This window comes from Neolewinella agarilytica, from assembly GCF_900110645.1.
Classification (GTDB): Bacteria; Bacteroidota; Bacteroidia; order Chitinophagales; family Saprospiraceae; genus Neolewinella; species Neolewinella agarilytica.
This window is the reverse complement of the sequence record NZ_FOFB01000004.1, coordinates 82,699-98,171: the sequence shown is the minus strand read 5'-3', so window position 1 is coordinate 98,171 and position 15,473 is coordinate 82,699. Positions and strand designations below refer to the sequence as shown.

Below are 15,473 nucleotides of genomic sequence, written 5' to 3'. Positions count from 1 at the left end.
TCGCTGGCGTGAACACCAACTCTACCTACGACTGCATCGTCATCGGTGCCGGCCAGGCCGGCCTTGCAGCCGGTTATTACCTGCAACAAGCCGGAAAGCATTTTCTCCTGCTCGATGGCCACGAGCGTATCGGGGACAACTGGCGGCAACGCTGGAAAGGGCTCAGGCTCTTCAGCCCCAACCAATACAATGCCCTGCCGGGCATGCCCCCTGCCGGCGATCCACTCTCCCTGCCGGATCGCCGGGAAATGGCGGATTACCTGGAGGCTTATGCCACTCACTTTGCGCTCCCCGTAAAAAATGCCTGCACCTGCGTCAGCGCCAAAAAAACAGACGGTCTCTGGAAGATTGAAACTGAACAGGATACACTGATTACCCGCCAGCTCATCCTCGCCACGGGAGCCTATCGTACCCCCTTCATTCCGGAAACGCTGGCCAACTCTTTCCCTTCAGTTATCCGGCAATGGCACTCCTCAGAAATTCAGTCCGTTGCCGATCATGCAGATGCGGACACCAGTGTACTGATCATTGGAGCAGGGGCCAGTGGCCAACAACTGAGTCACCTTTTTTACGGTACGGGGGCCGACGTTACTTTAACCGGGCCTGTGCTGCCTAATCTACCCCGTAACTTCCTGGGTAAAGACATTTACTGGTGGCTCTATAAATCAGGGATGATGACCCTGCGCAACGACCGCCCGCCCGGCAGCTGGATGGGGAATGCCGGTAAGGGAGACCTTACCGTGGCGGAACCTCCCCTGCCCGATGGCGTTCGCCGCATTAAAACGAAGGTTACACTCCATGATGATGGTCATCTCCAGTTCGACTGCCAAAAGACGATGCCCGCCCCATTAGCCTGGCCCGGACGCAAAAAAGGAATCGTCGTCTGGTGCACCGGTTTCCGAAACACCTACCCTTTCCTGCCAGCGGATGCTTTGGATGAACAAGGAACCCCTTTGCAGCAATCCGGCCAATCAACGGTTTACAACGATTTATTCTTTCTGGGCCTTCCCAATCTGCTACGGCCCAACTCCAGCTTAGTGGGGGGCGTTGGCCGGGATGCGGAGCGGATTGTGAAATTAATCTTGCGGACTAAAACTGCGGGCAATTAATACAGTTCGCTTTCCCAAAGAAAAAGGAAGCCCCCAGCTCAATGGCTCCGTTCGTGCCGGTAGACTGGGCCAGACCGGAAATATTCATATCATAGGAAGCAGATAGAATATAGCCCTTTTGGTGTAGTTGGAGAATACCGATCAGTGCATCTCCCCCAAAACCGCCTGCTCCATCATTGACGCGCAGGGCCAGCCCGCCGGAAAGGAGTCGGCTCTTTACGCTGCTTTTCCCTGCCCCCAGATTAACGGTCTCCCTTTGCCCCAGCAGGTTGTACATGGCCCGGAACAGGAACTGATTGTGGGGGCGCTGGTTTGAGTAGGCCGCAAACAAACTTAAATTGCCCTTTCTTTTCTTGAAGACAGAGAAGCCAAGGTTGAGGTTAAGCCTCCGGTTGAGTCGGGCAGTGGAGTCGGACGAAGTCTGACCACTGCCATCATTACCATAAAATCCGAGCGAAGGCTGGGTCAGGTGCTTGATGGCTAACCCTGCGCTGAGATCATGAAGCCCTCTTTCATTGCCGGATGCCGTGAGGAAGACACCAACGCCCAGATCGTAGGCATCGACGGCATACTGGTCCAGCAGCTCACCGGGGAGTGAGGGGTTGTCAAACTGATCATCAAAGGTTCGGCCCGCCAGCCCGCCCTGGCTGTACTGCACCCGCCCGACCTCAGCACCGCCTCCGAGCAGGACGGGCTTGTTCTGCGATCCTCCAATCCGCCGAACGAAGGCTGCCGTCAGGAACAGGTCCGTACGCTGTAGCGCCGGGTCTCCCTGAAAGTCAACCGCTGCGTTTGCCCCCAGGGCAAAATAATCCCCTGCATTATCACCACAGATTTTGAACTCAAAGGCAGTGGCAAAAGTCCGGTAGTGATCGCTATCCAAAACACTGGACCATTGGCTGCGGGCAGACGTTTGAAACCGGTATTTACTCCCCTCCGGTATAAGCCCCGTGAAGGCGGGGTTAAACAGCGTGATCGTCCGCGTAGGGTCAGAAAAATGATAATCCTGAGCGGCCAGCGTCAGGGACAACAGGCTCGCAAACAAGGCTAGAAAAATGCTTATTCTGGTGTTTTTCATATCAAAATAATGGCAGGATGGAGGATAATGACGGGCTACTGAAACGTGGACAATGAGATCACCGGAGTAATTCTACCTTACCACTCAAAACTATTTTTTCCTGATCGAAATACCGGACCACGACCTGATAGACGTAAATACCTAACTGAACCATTTCTCCGTTTTTACGGCCATCCCATCCATAAGCGGGGTCATTCGGCGGGAATTCCCGTTGCTCGAATACAACCTGCCCCCAGCGGTCGAAAATCTGAAAACTTTCAATGGTATCGATACCTAAGGGGAACTCACTTCTGATCCGAAAAAGATCGTTACGCCCATCCTGGTTAGGCGTAAAGGTGTTGGGGATGTAGACTTCCCGATCGATGCTGACAACGGCAGTCACACTATCTCTTGCGGTGCAGCCGTTTCTATCCGTCAGTAAAGCAGCGTAGGTCGTAAGCGGATCAGTTGGTTGCGCCCTTGGCCGCTCACAGTCCGTACAACTCAGCCCCGAACCCGGAGTCCACAAAAAAGTCGGATCGTTGGCGTTGAATCGGTTGTCCAGCAGAACAGATTCTCCTAAACTCAGGAAAACCGTATCCGCAAAGATGTTGAACAGAACCTCATCGGGCTCTGTGATCATAACTTCATACTGCTCAAAGCAACCAAGGGCATCGGTGAGCTTGAAAGTATATACGTCCGGCCCCAGGCCATCGAAGCGGGTGATGGTCGTTCCACTCTGTTGATAATCCGTGCCCGTCAGGGAAAGTTGGTAAGCGCCTACTCCCCCGGAGAGATCGCGTAGCGCGAAGACACCGTCCTGCTCTCCAAAACAACTGACATTGACGATGCTGTCCAGAATCACTATTGGCGGATTCTCGGGCAGGGTAATGGTCCGCTCTACGGTGCAATCATTATTGTCCGTAATGGTCACGGGGTACTCTCCGGCAGCGAGATTAAAGATCGTACCTGAAGCTGTCCCCCCCGGCCAATCAATCCGGTATGGCCCCACGCCCCCGGCTGCCGCCAGGGTGATCGCCCCGTCGTTGCCACCAGCACAAGTAACCGTGGATATCTCCGGACTGGCAACAATCGGAGGTGGCTGCAGAATACTATCGACGAGGACTGCCTCGCACTGGTTAGCATCTGTCACCGTGACCCGATAAGCACCGGCAACCAAGTCAGTATTTGTTGCTGCATTCGCCTGATTGCTCCAGCTGAAACTGTAGGGAGTAAGCCCTGAAGAGACGTCCACACGAAGTAAGCCCGTATTATCTCCGTGGCATAAGATATTCCTGCGCTCAGCGGTAGCAAGCACGACCGGCGGATGGACGGTGACGGGAACACTCGTGGAGTCCGTACATAGATCATTGTTATTGATGAAAAGGCTGACGGTGTATTCACCGGCCGCAAGGAATTGATGCCCCTGCGGGTTATTCTCGAAAGAGGTCGTTCCGTCCCCCAAATCCCAGCGTACATCCGAGACTGTCCCCGTGGAGATATTAGCCAGGTTAATCCCTTCCCCAAGGCAAAGTTCCGTTGCGGCGGTTTGGATGATTGCCCGGGGCATTTCGTTGATGACAATCTCCTGTTCTACTGATGCCGTACAAAGTCCGTCAGGTCCGGTAGCCGTAAGCACCGTTTGATAAGTACCCGGATCAGTAAAGGTGTGCATCGGGCTGGTAGCCATTGAGCTGCTGCCATCACCGAAGTCCCACAAATAACTGCTGGCAGCCGGGGTATTATTCTGAAAGCGGAGCGTATCAGGAGCACAGGCATTCATTACCAGAGGGGAGAAGTCTGGCTCTGGTAGAGGGCGGACGAATACCGGCAGGGTCAGGGAATCCTCACAACCACGGCTATCGCGTACAATCTGGGTAACGGAATAACTGCCTGCTTCAAGGTAGCGGTTTTCGGCGCTACAATCATCGGACAAATTTCCATCATCAAAAACGTAGCGACAACTTAGCCCGTCTCCTGTCGCCAGGGTGCTGACGGTGACTACTTCTCCGAGGCAAACACTATCGGTAGCCATAAAGCCGGCCACCGGCCGCTCGGCAATTCGCACTACCTGGCAGAAGAGCGCCTCACAGGCCTCCGGTAATATCGGGGAGACCGTAAGACAAACCGTATAACTGCCGGGAGCAGGAAAAGTATGGTCGGGGCTAAACGCCTCTACGCCAGGGCTACCATCACCAAAGTCCCAGCTTGACCGTAAGTCCGGATCGCTGTTATTGCTGAACCGAACGGGAATTCCGGGGCAACCAACTTCCGCATTGAAATTAGCCTCGGGAACTTCAAGCACCGTAATTTCCTGAATAAACTCATCAGATCCACAGCCAAAAGCCCGCTGACTGATCCGGTAAACACCAGGAGTTTCATACACCGTTGTTGGGTCAGTGGCGGTACTTCTTTGTCCGTTGCCAAAATCATACAGCACATCTACTCCGTTTGTGGCCAGATTCCTGAATCTGACCGTGTCTCCGGCGCAGACGGTACTGGGGCTGACATTAAAGAGCGCATTAACGTCGGATGGAACAATTCGAATGTCCTGACAGAGGGTATCGTTTCCACAAACATTGGTGGTGAAAAGACATAGCTCTATTTGCGTCCCTTCATCAGATTCGGGCATCAGAAAAGGGGGAACGGAATCATTACCAATCATTACACCATCCAACGTCCAGCGGTATGTGTCTGCCTGACCAATGCTGTTGTTGGAAATCAGCACGGTATCGCCCGAGCAGTAGATCGATCGGTTAGTTCCGAAACGCGCTGCGGGTTGCGGGCGTGTCGTGATCGTTTGAATCGGGGTGCTGTTTTCTTCACAGGCATTACTGAGGGTAAGGCCAATTGAAAAGACGGAATCCTGGAGGACCGAGGCAAGTGTAAGAACCCCGGGATTAACCTCCGTGGAAAATGTTTCTCCGTTTAGCTGCCAGTCATAGTTCAGGTCTCCGCCACCGTTTGAGTTGTTCATAATCGTGACGAGTAGCTCGGAACAGCCCGTTGGGTCAGCATCCAGTCTGAACGCCGGATCCGGAGCCTCAGCAATGGTTATTTCCCGCACACTCGTCTCCTCGCAGGGGCCGCGAAAAGCGGTCAGGCTAACGGAGTAAGTCCCCTGACCCGGGAAACGAAAACAAGGAGACTGACGATCACTTGTTCCCAGGCCACCAAAGTCCCAGCTAACACGATCATAATTCACTCCGGCGGGCAGGTTGAAACAGACCTCGTTACCGTCACAGTCACCGGTCGTAAAGCTGGCCGTTAACTCGGACACTTCGACCGAGAAGGTTTCACTGTTCTGGCAGGTGGTATCCGCGGGGTTTCGGAAAGAATAGGTTATTGTAAAGGTCCCCAAACCAGACAAATCCGGGTCAAACACACCGGCTGCCGTAATGGCTGTCCCTGAGAACACCCCTCCGGCGGGCGTTACCTCTCCGGAAAAATCAACGGGTGCCTGATCGATACAAAGCTCCCTGAGCCCGGGAACGCTGATGCTCGTTTCTAAAATGGTCAGAGTACTTTGGTCACTGACTAAGCAAGGATCATTCCCGTATGCAATGGTGTAAGTCCCCCCATCCAGACTGGAGGGATCAATAGTGCCGTCAAAGGGCATCCCGTCAATGGTCCAGATGCCTCCCTCTGCCGGGGTAGCACTGAAAGTGAGGGGCATCGCCTGATCACAGAGGGTTGTATCCGGCGTGGAGATCGTTGCCGTAGCTTCTGCCACAATAGAAAAAGTATCCCGCTGGGGCGGAGCAGGACAATCACTCGTTGGTAGCTGAATAAAAACCGTGTGAAGGCCTATTCCAAGATCAATTGGAAAATCAGCGTTATCAACCACTACATTGTCAACCTCGTAAATCGCCGCAGGATTGAAGGGGTCCGGGGTGTAGGAGAGGCTGATACACTCGTCGGCCTGGGGGCGCAATTCTTCAAGAACATCCGCAGGGATTACCCGGATGGTAAAGCTGGCCTCATCGGTAAGGTCGCAGTTTTCGTTGCTGCCGCGAAGGGTAAAGACATAGTCGCCGGGACGATCAAATTCTACCCGGGTAATGACATCATTTCGGTCAAAGATCGTAGCACCACTTCGGTTAACGGACCAGGTGCGGCCCGTTAGCCCAACGGAAGCGGAGCTGTTAATCCGTACCACCGCAGACTCCTCAAAGCAAAGCTGATAGTTGACAGAGTCCACAACTGTTACGTTAGAATCCGCAACGGCCGCCACTTCCGGGGCTTCGATGACTGTAATCGTAGTGGAAGTGCTGCCGCTGCCGCATTCGTTGGCGTTTGCCAGCTGAAAGGTGAAAGTTCCGGGAACGGTGATGGGAAATTCGATTGTCCCTTCATTACGTATCTCCGTTCCGTCGGGTAATGTCCAGATCAGATCTTCCGCCGTGGGGTCGTTGTTGGGGCAGATCCCCCCCGTCAGTCGGGCCGTCTGTCCAAGGCAATAGGTCCCACCTCCCGTAATACTAAGCTCTGGTGGCTTCCGGTAGGTTACCGTACGGGATACGTTTTCGGGGTTTTCAGAATCGGCATAGGTCGCCAGCACCTGAGTCGTGAAGCAGAGGCCGGTACAGCCAAAACGGTCATCATAGTTACACATTTCCAGTATGTCCCGGGCCGGATAAGTAAAAGTATGGGTAAGTTGAGAAACATCCGACACAACGAAAGGCTCCGTCTCTCCCAGTATCCAAATGATGGTAAGCTCAGTGAGTGTACGGGCCGGATCGGGCGTGATCTGGATTGTCTGCGTGGTGTCCTCGAGGCAGAAAAAGAAGTCGTCCTGATCCAGATATGTGAACGTGACGTCCTCCTGCCCGCAGAGACTGGTTGATGCTGCCGGGACAATGAAAAAGAGCAAAGCGAAGGTTCGCAAAAGGATGATGGGTTTCATAACAGGTGGTTCTTGGGGATAATTCAGGGGCGCGGGTCCGCAGGTGCAGAGTAGGCGCTAAAGGAGCAAGAGAAGAGCTTCGTTCTGCTCCATGGACGCATCCGGCAGAAAAGGGCTCCGGCCCTGGCGGGCACGAAGAGCACAGAACAAAACTCCTGCTGACCTGCCCAATTAAAGGCTTCGAAGGCAAAAAACAGGGGGTAAAAAAACAGTACAGATTACCACTCAAAAATAGTTAAAAGTTTTGTTGCTAAAGGGGAAGGATGAAAATCCGTTTAATCCTACGCAGATTGGAAGGCTTTCCACCAGCAGTTTTCAATCCTTCGGGGCAGTAGATCAACGGTATTAAGACCCGGCATCCTGCTGCATTTATGCCTTGATGGCAAGCATGTTGATCATCATCCGGACAGCAAGCAAAAGAAAAGATAAACCTCAGGGAACGCTTAGATTATCGGGTACTCACTACCTTTGCCTTCTTAACAAGCCAGCAAATGACTAAAATAGCAGACCGTGCCCAAACTGAATGGGTACTGGTAACTGGCGGCAGCCACGGTATTGGCCGAGCGCTTGCCCTGGAGTGCCTGCAAAATAATCTAGCAGTCGCCATTGTTGCCCTTCCCAACGCAGACCTTAAGCACCTGGAGACAGAACTCGGGGCCCTGCCGGGTGCCGTATTCGCCACCCTGGGGATGAACCTTGTTGAGGAAAGGGCCGTGGCCAGGGTAGTGGACTGGCTCGAACGCAGCAACATTCGCCCTAAGTACCTGATCAATAACGCGGGATTTGGTCGTGGCGGACTGTTCGAACACACGCCATGGCCGGAATACCGCACCATGATGCAAATCAACAATCAGGTAATGGTAGATCTCACCTATGCCCTGCTCCCCGCCCTGAAAAGAACGAAAGGAGGCGTATTGAACATGAGCAGCGTGGAGGCAACCCTTCCCCTACCCTACAAATCTGTCTATACTGGCACGAAAGCCTTTGTCTACAATTATTCCCTGGCCTTGCGGGAGGAGTTCAAGTACTACGACATCTCCGTGTCGGTGCTTTGCCCCGGCCCAACCATCACTAATGAGGATGGCCTGAAACGGGTAAAAGCCATGGGCACACTCGCTAAAATTGCGGTTACCATGCCCGAAGACCTGGCTCCGGAAGCCATCCGCGGGATGCTGAAGGGCAAATCGGTCATCCGGCCCGGATTCCTGGTTAAACTGATGGCCTTCCTCGGTAAGCTGTTCCCCCGCCCGATCAAGATGCGGGTGCTGGAGAAAATGTTTTCTAAATATCGGGAAGAGGAACCGGAGGGGGAACTGGTAAAGTAGACGGTAGGCGACAAACAATTAATCCTGAAAAACCATAGCTTTATCCTGGTCAAAACAGTTGTTTTTTTGAGATTCGCTGAGCACCTCACAGGCTAAACTCTTCTTCTCCTCCCATGAAAGTCAAGGTCGCCGTACTCCAGCAAAGTGCTGTCTTTTTCGATAAGGAAGCCTGCTTACGCAAGGCAGAGAAGCTGGCGAGACAATACGCTGCGGAGGGCTGTAAGCTCTTATTATTCCCGGAGTCTTTCCTTCCGGGCTATCCGAGAGGTTTTGACTTTGGGGCCGTCATCGGTAGCCGAAGTGATGCGGGCCGGCAACTGTACGCTACCTACCACGCTAATAGTATAGACCTGGATACAGCGGACAAAGACCGCCTGGAGGCCATAGCGCACGACAACGGACTGTATATCGTGATGGGCGCAACGGAGCGTCGCGGCGGCAGTCTGTATTGCTCCATGCTCTACCTGTCACCTACCGACGGCCTGCTGGCCGTTCATCGGAAAATCAAGCCTACGGGTACGGAACGATTGATCTGGGCGGAGGCCGGCGGAGAGTCCCTCGTGAGCTGCGAGACAAAAATCGGTCGCCTGGGCGGGCTCATCTGCTGGGAGAATTACATGCCAATGGCCCGGATGGCCATGTACCAGTCCGGGGTACAGATTTACCTGGCGCCTACGGCAGATAGCCGGGAAGTCTGGACCTCGACGCTTCGGCACATCTCGTTGGAAGGACGCTGCTTTGTATTGGGTTGTAACCAGTATTTTAAAAAGTCAATGCTACCGGATAAATACCGCCCGCTGGTGGAGGACGAGCCGGAGGAGATGTGCCCGGGTGGCAGTGTGATCATCTCTCCGCTGGGAGAAATTTTGGCCGGCCCACTCTTCGGTAAGGCAGGCGCCCTGGTGGCGGAGCTGGACCTGGAAGACATCACCCGGGCACAACTCGACTTCGACGTGACGGGGCATTATGCACGGCCGGATATTTTTCGCCTTAGTGTGGAGGGGATGCCGGAGGTGGTACGGGAACGAGCTGACTGAACGCTTCGATACTATTCGCATAGAGAACGCAGAGAGGAGGAGCCCGGAGGCTGCTCTGCATAAAATGCGTCGACTGAAGTCGACGGTACAAGCCAAGCGGCAGTGTCTCTTCCTCCGTGAACTTCCATGGTTAACACCCTGCTGCGAAGCAGCCTGTTTGCTTCCCTTACCCAAAATACAAAAGCGGCTACGAGTGGATAAACCATCCCCGTAGCCGCTTCTGCGGTGCGCGAACTCCTCCTGAAGCCCGCTATGATTTTTTAATGATTCGTACTAGCGTTCGCCGTACTTATCCAAACGGTAAGCCGCTTTCAGCTTCTCCTTCCGGCGCTTTACGCTCGGCTTGGTGAATTCCCGGCGGTTACGCAGTTCACGGATGACGCGGGTGTTGATAGACTTACGTTTGTACCGCTTGAGTGCGCGGTCAATGTTTTCTCCTTCTCGGACGTTGATGATTAGCATTAAATGGAGCTATTTTAAAATGGAGTGCAAAGATAGGGTTTTCCGCGCTATTTGAAAGCTAACGAGCCATTTTTTGCTCCATTAACATTCTATTGCACCTGCGCTCCGGCGCACGGCCCTGCATCCGGCCTTCAAAACACTTCCCTTAATGATGGTTCTTTGATGAGCGCCGACTTACCTAGGCCTTGCCCAGCGTAATGCCGAAAGTACTGCCCAGGCCCGGAGAAGAGCGGACGTTAATGGTTTGCTGGTGCGCCTCCATGATGTGCTTAACGATCGAAAGGCCAAGGCCCGAGCCCCCTTTTTCCCGGCTCCGGCTTTTGTCCACCCGGTAGAAGCGATCAAAAACGTGAGGGAGGTGCTTTTCCGGAATCCCGATTCCATTATCGGCAACTTCGCATAAGATGAACGAGTCCATATCGTAAAAACCAATCCGGGTTTCTCCTCCGGAGTTTCCGTATTTCACGGAGTTGGTTACCAGGTTAATCAACACCTGGCGAATACTTTCGCGATCTGCCCTTACCAGAAACCCGGTATCCGCACCAGGTTTAAAGCTTAGGGTAACGCCCGCTTCACGGCTTTTTAGGTCAAGTTCTTCAATGACCTCGGTGGCGAGTTCTTTGATGTCGAATGTCTCCAGGTCAAGAATAAGCTCCCCACTTTCCAAACGGCTGATGGCCCCCAGGTCTTCTACGATTGTTTGCAGTCGTTCTACGTTCTTGGCTGCCTTTCGCAAAAATTTGAGCGTAAACTTCTTATCCTCCAGTACACTGTCGTCGTCCAAAATCGTATGCAGATAGCCCTGAATATTGAAAATCGGCGTTTTCAACTCATGGCTGATGTCCCCTACGTACCGTCTCCGGTACTCGGCAAATCGTTCGTAATCCCGCAGTTGACGCTGCTGCTGCTCGGCCCACTCTTCTACTTCCTGCTCAACCTCTTCGATAATGGGCTGATCAATGTCGACTCCATCTCTTTTGATATCTGAATTGACCTTTTGGTTGTGGATCGTTTTGTAGATCAGCTTAATTTTCCGGTAGATGTAAAAATCAAGATAGGCCAGTACAACAGCGTAGCTGACCCCGAAAGAAATGAGAACGATGATGGGAGCTACCCACCACTCGAAGGCAAGAGGAAAAAGCAACCACAGCACGAAAATTGCCACGACCATAGCGAAGCTGATTACACCAGCTGCCCGAACCGCAATCTGCCTTGGGGTACTATTCTTAAGCACTAAAAAACGAATTTATAACCAATGCCCTTAATGGTTTTGATGTAATGATCACCCAATTTTTCCCGGAGTTTTCGGATGTGTACGTCGATGGTACGGTTACCTACAATAACGTCGGTACCCCAGACGCGGTTGAAAATTTCATCCCGGCTAAAGACCTTCCCCGGTTTAGAGGCCAGCAGCGTGAGCAGGTCAAATTCTTTTTTGGCCAGTTCAATCCTTTCTTCTCCCCGAAGAACGACGATCTGCTCCAGGTCGATTACCAAATCACCAATGGAGATAAGGTGAACGGACTCTTCTTTCTCCTTTCTGACCTTACGACGCAGCAGGGCTTTAACCCGGCTGAGTAAAACCCGCGGGCGAATGGGCTTGGTGATGTAGTCATCCCCACCTGTGTCCAACGCAGCGATCTGGCTGTAATCTTCTTCCCGGGCGGTGAGAAAAGTGATCACCGTTTCATCAAAATCGGTATTTGACCGTAGCTGGCGACAGACTTCGACTCCATCCATAACCGGCATCATAATATCCAGGATGATGAGGTCAGGGCCAAACTCTTTAGCCTTCCGGAGCCCGTCCTCGCCATTATTGGCCGTAGTGACATCGTACCCCTCTTTACGAAGGTTATATTCGAGAATCTCGAGAATATCGGGCTCGTCGTCAACCAGCAGTATTTTAGAAGGGTTCATGACAGGTAGTACTTTAAGATAAGGAAAGCGCAAACTTAGGTGATAAAACGTGGGCTTTCGTTAACTCTATAATAAACCATTGTAAAACCAAATCGTTGAAAACCGTTTACTTCATCCGCCACGCCAAATCCAGCTGGGACGACGCCACACTGTCTGACCATGATCGTCCACTCAATGCCCGTGGTAAACGGGACGCTCCGCGCATGGCTCTGCGCCTGCTGGAGCTGGACAACAAAGCTGACGGGATCATTACATCCAGCGCAAAACGCGCAAAACAAACCGCTAAGGCCTTCCGGGAAGCCTTTGGCCTGAGCAAAGAAGTCTTTATCGTCCGCAAGGAATTATACCATGCCTGGCCAAACATGATTGAGCAGCAGGTTCGCTTACTGCCCAATAGTTGGAGCACCGTACTCGTCTTTGGGCACAATCCGGGCTTCACGGAGGTGGCTAACCAACTTCAACACGACAGCTACATCGGCAACGTTCCTACCTGCGGAATAACGGTTGCAACAATGGACGTTGACAGCTGGGGAGATTTCCAACTCTCCGCAGCAAGGCGGAGCGCCTACCTCTACCCCAAACAGATAAAGTAGGCTTCGGCTCCTCTCCTGCAAGCCACTTTTTAATCGCCCGCCCTGTCCTACCATTCCATGAATAAATTGACAACTCTCCTCCTTTTCCTGATTATCCTGGCATCCTGTGCGGAACCCGGAGCCGGAGAACCTCCGGTAAACATCCGTGAGCTTGCTCCAGTGGTCGCTGACCTTCAGTTAGCCGAAGCCATTACCGCCGAAATTCCCGTTCTGGTCCGGGACTCCATGCGGGAGGTTTATTATGATCGCACACTGGCGGAAAATGATATCTCCCGTGCGGAATTCGATAGTTTGTTGTGGATTGTCCGCCAGGAGCCTGCCTGGGTAGATAGCCTGTATACACAGGTAGGAGAGATACTTTCCCGCAGACAGGCCGGCAGAACAGGAAGAAAAGAGTAAGCACCGACTGCACCTCCGTTCTCCTCAATAGACATATCTTCGCGAAGTCCCCTTCCCCACATCATGGCCAACACCCGTTCAAACCCGCAACTTCAACTCCATCAGGTCTCCTTTGACCTGATCAGTGAGGGGGTGCTCTGGATTGATAAAGCAGGCAGGGTTACTCATGGCAACGAAGCTGCTGCACGCCTACTGGGCTACCCCCGTCGGGAGCTTGGCCATCTTTCCTACTTCGAGATCAACCCACACTTTAGCCTGATGGCGTGGAGAAAGTTCCGGAGCCGGTTAAAAGAAGTAGATAATGACCGGCTGGATACGGAGTTCGTTAACGCCAGCGGAAGCCTTTTCAGCGTTCGGGGTAAGTGCACGCTTGACCAATTCCCGGCGGGCGAAGACCTTTGCCTGATTATCTTCAACAGCACGGAGGCCGGGAAGCGAGATGCCGACTTGCTGGAAGCCTTACAACAACACGGGCAAATTGCCAGCTGGGAGTATAACCTCGCCAATGGCCAGGTATTCCTCGGCGCTCCGGCGCGAAAGTGGCTGGGCTGGTCTCCCGAAAGAGAGTTTTACCCCATTCAGGAATTTCAGGAAAAAATCGGAGACGCTTTACCGGAAGGAGATGCCGGACGGCTAAAGGAGTTACTTCAACGAGTGCTCCACTCCGGGCAACTTTTCGAAACCGACCTCTCCATGACCACCGCTGGTGGTAAGCAGGAGACGTTTTCTCTCCGTGGACAATCAGTAGAAAACGAGCTGGAAGTTTATAAGATTTACGGCACCCTCTCTCCTGAAGTACAACAATCTTCCCCATCCACCCCGATGGGCAGCGAATCTACCTATCGGTTTACCCTCGACAATAGCCCGCAGGCCATATATTGGTATGACCTGCAGAAAGGACAGATAAGTTTTGTCAACGCCCGGGCCGGTGAGCGCAGTGGCTTTAGTCGCCAGGAGCTCATTGGTCAAACACTAACGGATCTATTCGCTGAAGAAAGCCCCGGCACGCTAGACCAACTTCTTCGGGAAGTAAGGGCTAAACAATATCAAGAGCTTACCATCAATATCCTGAGAAAAAGCGGTGCCCCCTACCCGGCCCGGCTCGCCTGTCATCTGCATAATAGCGGTGACGACAATGCCTCCCTGATCATCCTGGCACACGATATCAGCCGGGAACAACAGGACAATGAGCATTTACAACTTCACATTACGACACTCAATGCATTGCGGGAATGGGTCATCTGGCTCGACGCAGAAAACAAGATCGTTCTGATGAACGCCGCCGCCCGCCGAAAACTGGGCCGAAAGACCAGCCGCGACATCAGCCAGGTTCCTATTTTAGAGCTGATGCCCGACCTGGTTATCCCCCCCCTGTCGGAAATTCGACAGGAGCAACTGGACGGCAGGGTCCGGCCCGATACAGAATACCACTTTTCGGACCCCGGTGGAGCGGAGCGGATTCTTCAGATTCGTTTTGCTCAGGTGGCAGCGGATACCCGTTTATTTCTGAGTATCATTTGCCGGGACGTAACGGCCGAATACAACAATAAGCAGCGCCTCCGACAGGCAAAACGTCGGGTAGATGAGCTACGACAGCAGCTGGAAAGTGAGAATGAGGTATTAAAGGAGCAGATCGAAACGGTACATGCGGCGGGTCCCATCATTACCGTCTCCAAAAAATACCAAAAGGTCCTGGGGCAAATTGCTCAGGTGGCAGACACGGACGCTACCGTTCTGGTCACGGGTGAAACGGGAACGGGTAAAGAGCTTCTGGCTCATTCCATCCATAATTTCAGCAACCGCAGTTCCCGGCAAATGATCAGCGTCAACTGCGCGGCATTACCGGAAAACCTGATTGAAAGCGAGCTCTTCGGCCACGAACGAGGTGCCTTTACGGGAGCTTTTGCTCAGAAGAAAGGCAAATTCGAGCTTGCCAACGGAAGCACTATTTTCCTGGACGAGATCGGAGAACTCCCGCTCGACATGCAGGCCAAGTTACTCCGGGCATTGCAGGAAGGAGAAATTCAGCGGATCGGCTCTGCGGATATCATCCGGGTGGACGTCCGGGTAATAGCGGCGACCAATCGAAAACTGGAGCAGATGATTACCGAGGGGACCTTCCGGGAAGACCTCTACTATCGCCTCAACGTTTTTCCCATTCACAACCTCCCTTTGCGGGAACGCCGGGAAGACATCCCGGTGCTGGTGAAGCACTTCGCCCGGCTCTACGCCGATAAGATGGGGCGCCTCATCAGTGATATTAATCAGCGGGATCTGGCGCAGTTGCAGGACTATGATTTTCCCGGTAACGTACGAGAACTCATCAACCTGGTGGAACGGGCCGTGATTACTTCCAGCACGACGACGCTCAACCTGGCGGGGAGCCTTCGTGTGCTGCGCCGCCCGGAGCGGAGCGAGGGCGGCAGCCTTAACCTCAGTGGGGACAAGCTGCTCACCTTCGAAGAAATGCAACGCCAGTACATCATCGAAGCACTTAAACGTACAAAGGGCAAAGTGACCGGCCCCGGCGGAGCCGCCGAAAAACTCGACGTCAACGGTCGTACGCTAATGAGCAAAATGAATAAGCTGGGGATTAACCGGAATGATTATACGAGCTAATTTTATTGCTCATCCAATCTTTTTTCTGCACCTGCGCCCGCGCCTTCTG

At 53.1% G+C, this 15,473-nt stretch carries 11 protein-coding genes; 6 read left to right on the top strand and 5 right to left on the bottom strand.

Features of this window, described 5'->3' with window-relative positions; genetic code table 11:
• The first annotated feature begins 8 nt into the window (after positions 1–8).
• Complete coding sequence (locus BM123_RS05010) at positions 9–1,109, top strand: flavin-containing monooxygenase (protein WP_175489254.1); 1,101 nt, start codon at positions 9–11, stop codon at positions 1,107–1,109.
• Here BM123_RS05010 and BM123_RS05005 read toward each other — a convergent pair.
• Both BM123_RS05005 and BM123_RS05000 read right to left on the bottom strand, forming a co-directional pair.
• The gene (locus tag BM123_RS05005) at positions 1,090–2,187 is read right to left on the bottom strand and encodes a type IX secretion system membrane protein PorP/SprF (protein WP_090165934.1); all 1,098 of its coding nucleotides are present in this window, start codon (positions 2,185–2,187) and stop codon (positions 1,090–1,092) included. The two genes, BM123_RS05010 and BM123_RS05005, sit on opposite strands and share 20 nt — an antisense overlap.
• A 58-nt stretch (positions 2,188–2,245) precedes the next feature.
• Entirely contained in the window at positions 2,246–7,072 is a 4,827-nt protein-coding gene (locus BM123_RS05000) for a PKD domain-containing protein (RefSeq protein ID WP_090165932.1), read from the bottom strand.
• Positions 7,073–7,563: 491 nt separating this feature from the next.
• Between BM123_RS05000 and BM123_RS04995 the strand changes: the two genes are divergently transcribed.
• Both BM123_RS04995 and BM123_RS04990 read left to right on the top strand, forming a co-directional pair.
• Positions 7,564–8,397: an SDR family NAD(P)-dependent oxidoreductase gene (locus BM123_RS04995; protein ID WP_090165930.1), complete on the top strand. Its 834-nt coding sequence runs from the start codon at positions 7,564–7,566 to the stop codon at positions 8,395–8,397.
• Between the two features lie 113 nt (positions 8,398–8,510).
• Positions 8,511–9,434, top strand: a complete 924-nt coding sequence (locus tag BM123_RS04990; protein ID WP_090165928.1) for a carbon-nitrogen hydrolase family protein — start codon at positions 8,511–8,513, stop codon at positions 9,432–9,434.
• A gap of 273 nt (positions 9,435–9,707) precedes the next feature.
• On the opposite strand, the gene rpsU is transcribed toward BM123_RS04990, so the two are convergent.
• From rpsU to BM123_RS04975, 3 genes are all read right to left on the bottom strand, one after another.
• Complete coding sequence (gene rpsU, locus BM123_RS04985; protein ID WP_090165926.1) at positions 9,708–9,896, bottom strand: 30S ribosomal protein S21; 189 nt, start codon at positions 9,894–9,896, stop codon at positions 9,708–9,710.
• A gap of 178 nt (positions 9,897–10,074) precedes the next feature.
• Positions 10,075–11,130 (bottom strand): sensor histidine kinase, encoded by a 1,056-nt coding sequence (locus tag BM123_RS04980; protein WP_090165924.1) that lies wholly within the window; start codon positions 11,128–11,130, stop codon positions 10,075–10,077.
• A complete protein-coding gene (locus tag BM123_RS04975) occupies positions 11,130–11,813 on the bottom strand; it encodes a response regulator transcription factor (protein WP_090165922.1) in 684 nt (227 codons plus the stop codon). The genes BM123_RS04980 and BM123_RS04975 overlap by 1 nt, the downstream gene beginning before the upstream one ends.
• A gap of 95 nt (positions 11,814–11,908) precedes the next feature.
• On the opposite strand from BM123_RS04975, the gene BM123_RS04970 reads away from it, so the two are divergent.
• From BM123_RS04970 to BM123_RS04960, 3 genes are all read left to right on the top strand, one after another.
• Positions 11,909–12,406, top strand: coding sequence for a SixA phosphatase family protein (locus tag BM123_RS04970; protein ID WP_175489253.1), 498 nt, complete (start codon positions 11,909–11,911; stop codon positions 12,404–12,406).
• A 57-nt stretch (positions 12,407–12,463) separates the two neighbouring features.
• Complete coding sequence (locus tag BM123_RS04965; protein ID WP_139211765.1) at positions 12,464–12,805, top strand: hypothetical protein; 342 nt, start codon at positions 12,464–12,466, stop codon at positions 12,803–12,805.
• A 63-nt stretch (positions 12,806–12,868) separates the two neighbouring features.
• Positions 12,869–15,424: a sigma 54-interacting transcriptional regulator gene (locus tag BM123_RS04960; RefSeq protein ID WP_090165917.1), complete on the top strand. Its 2,556-nt coding sequence runs from the start codon at positions 12,869–12,871 to the stop codon at positions 15,422–15,424.
• Positions 15,425–15,473: the final 49 nt, after the last annotated feature.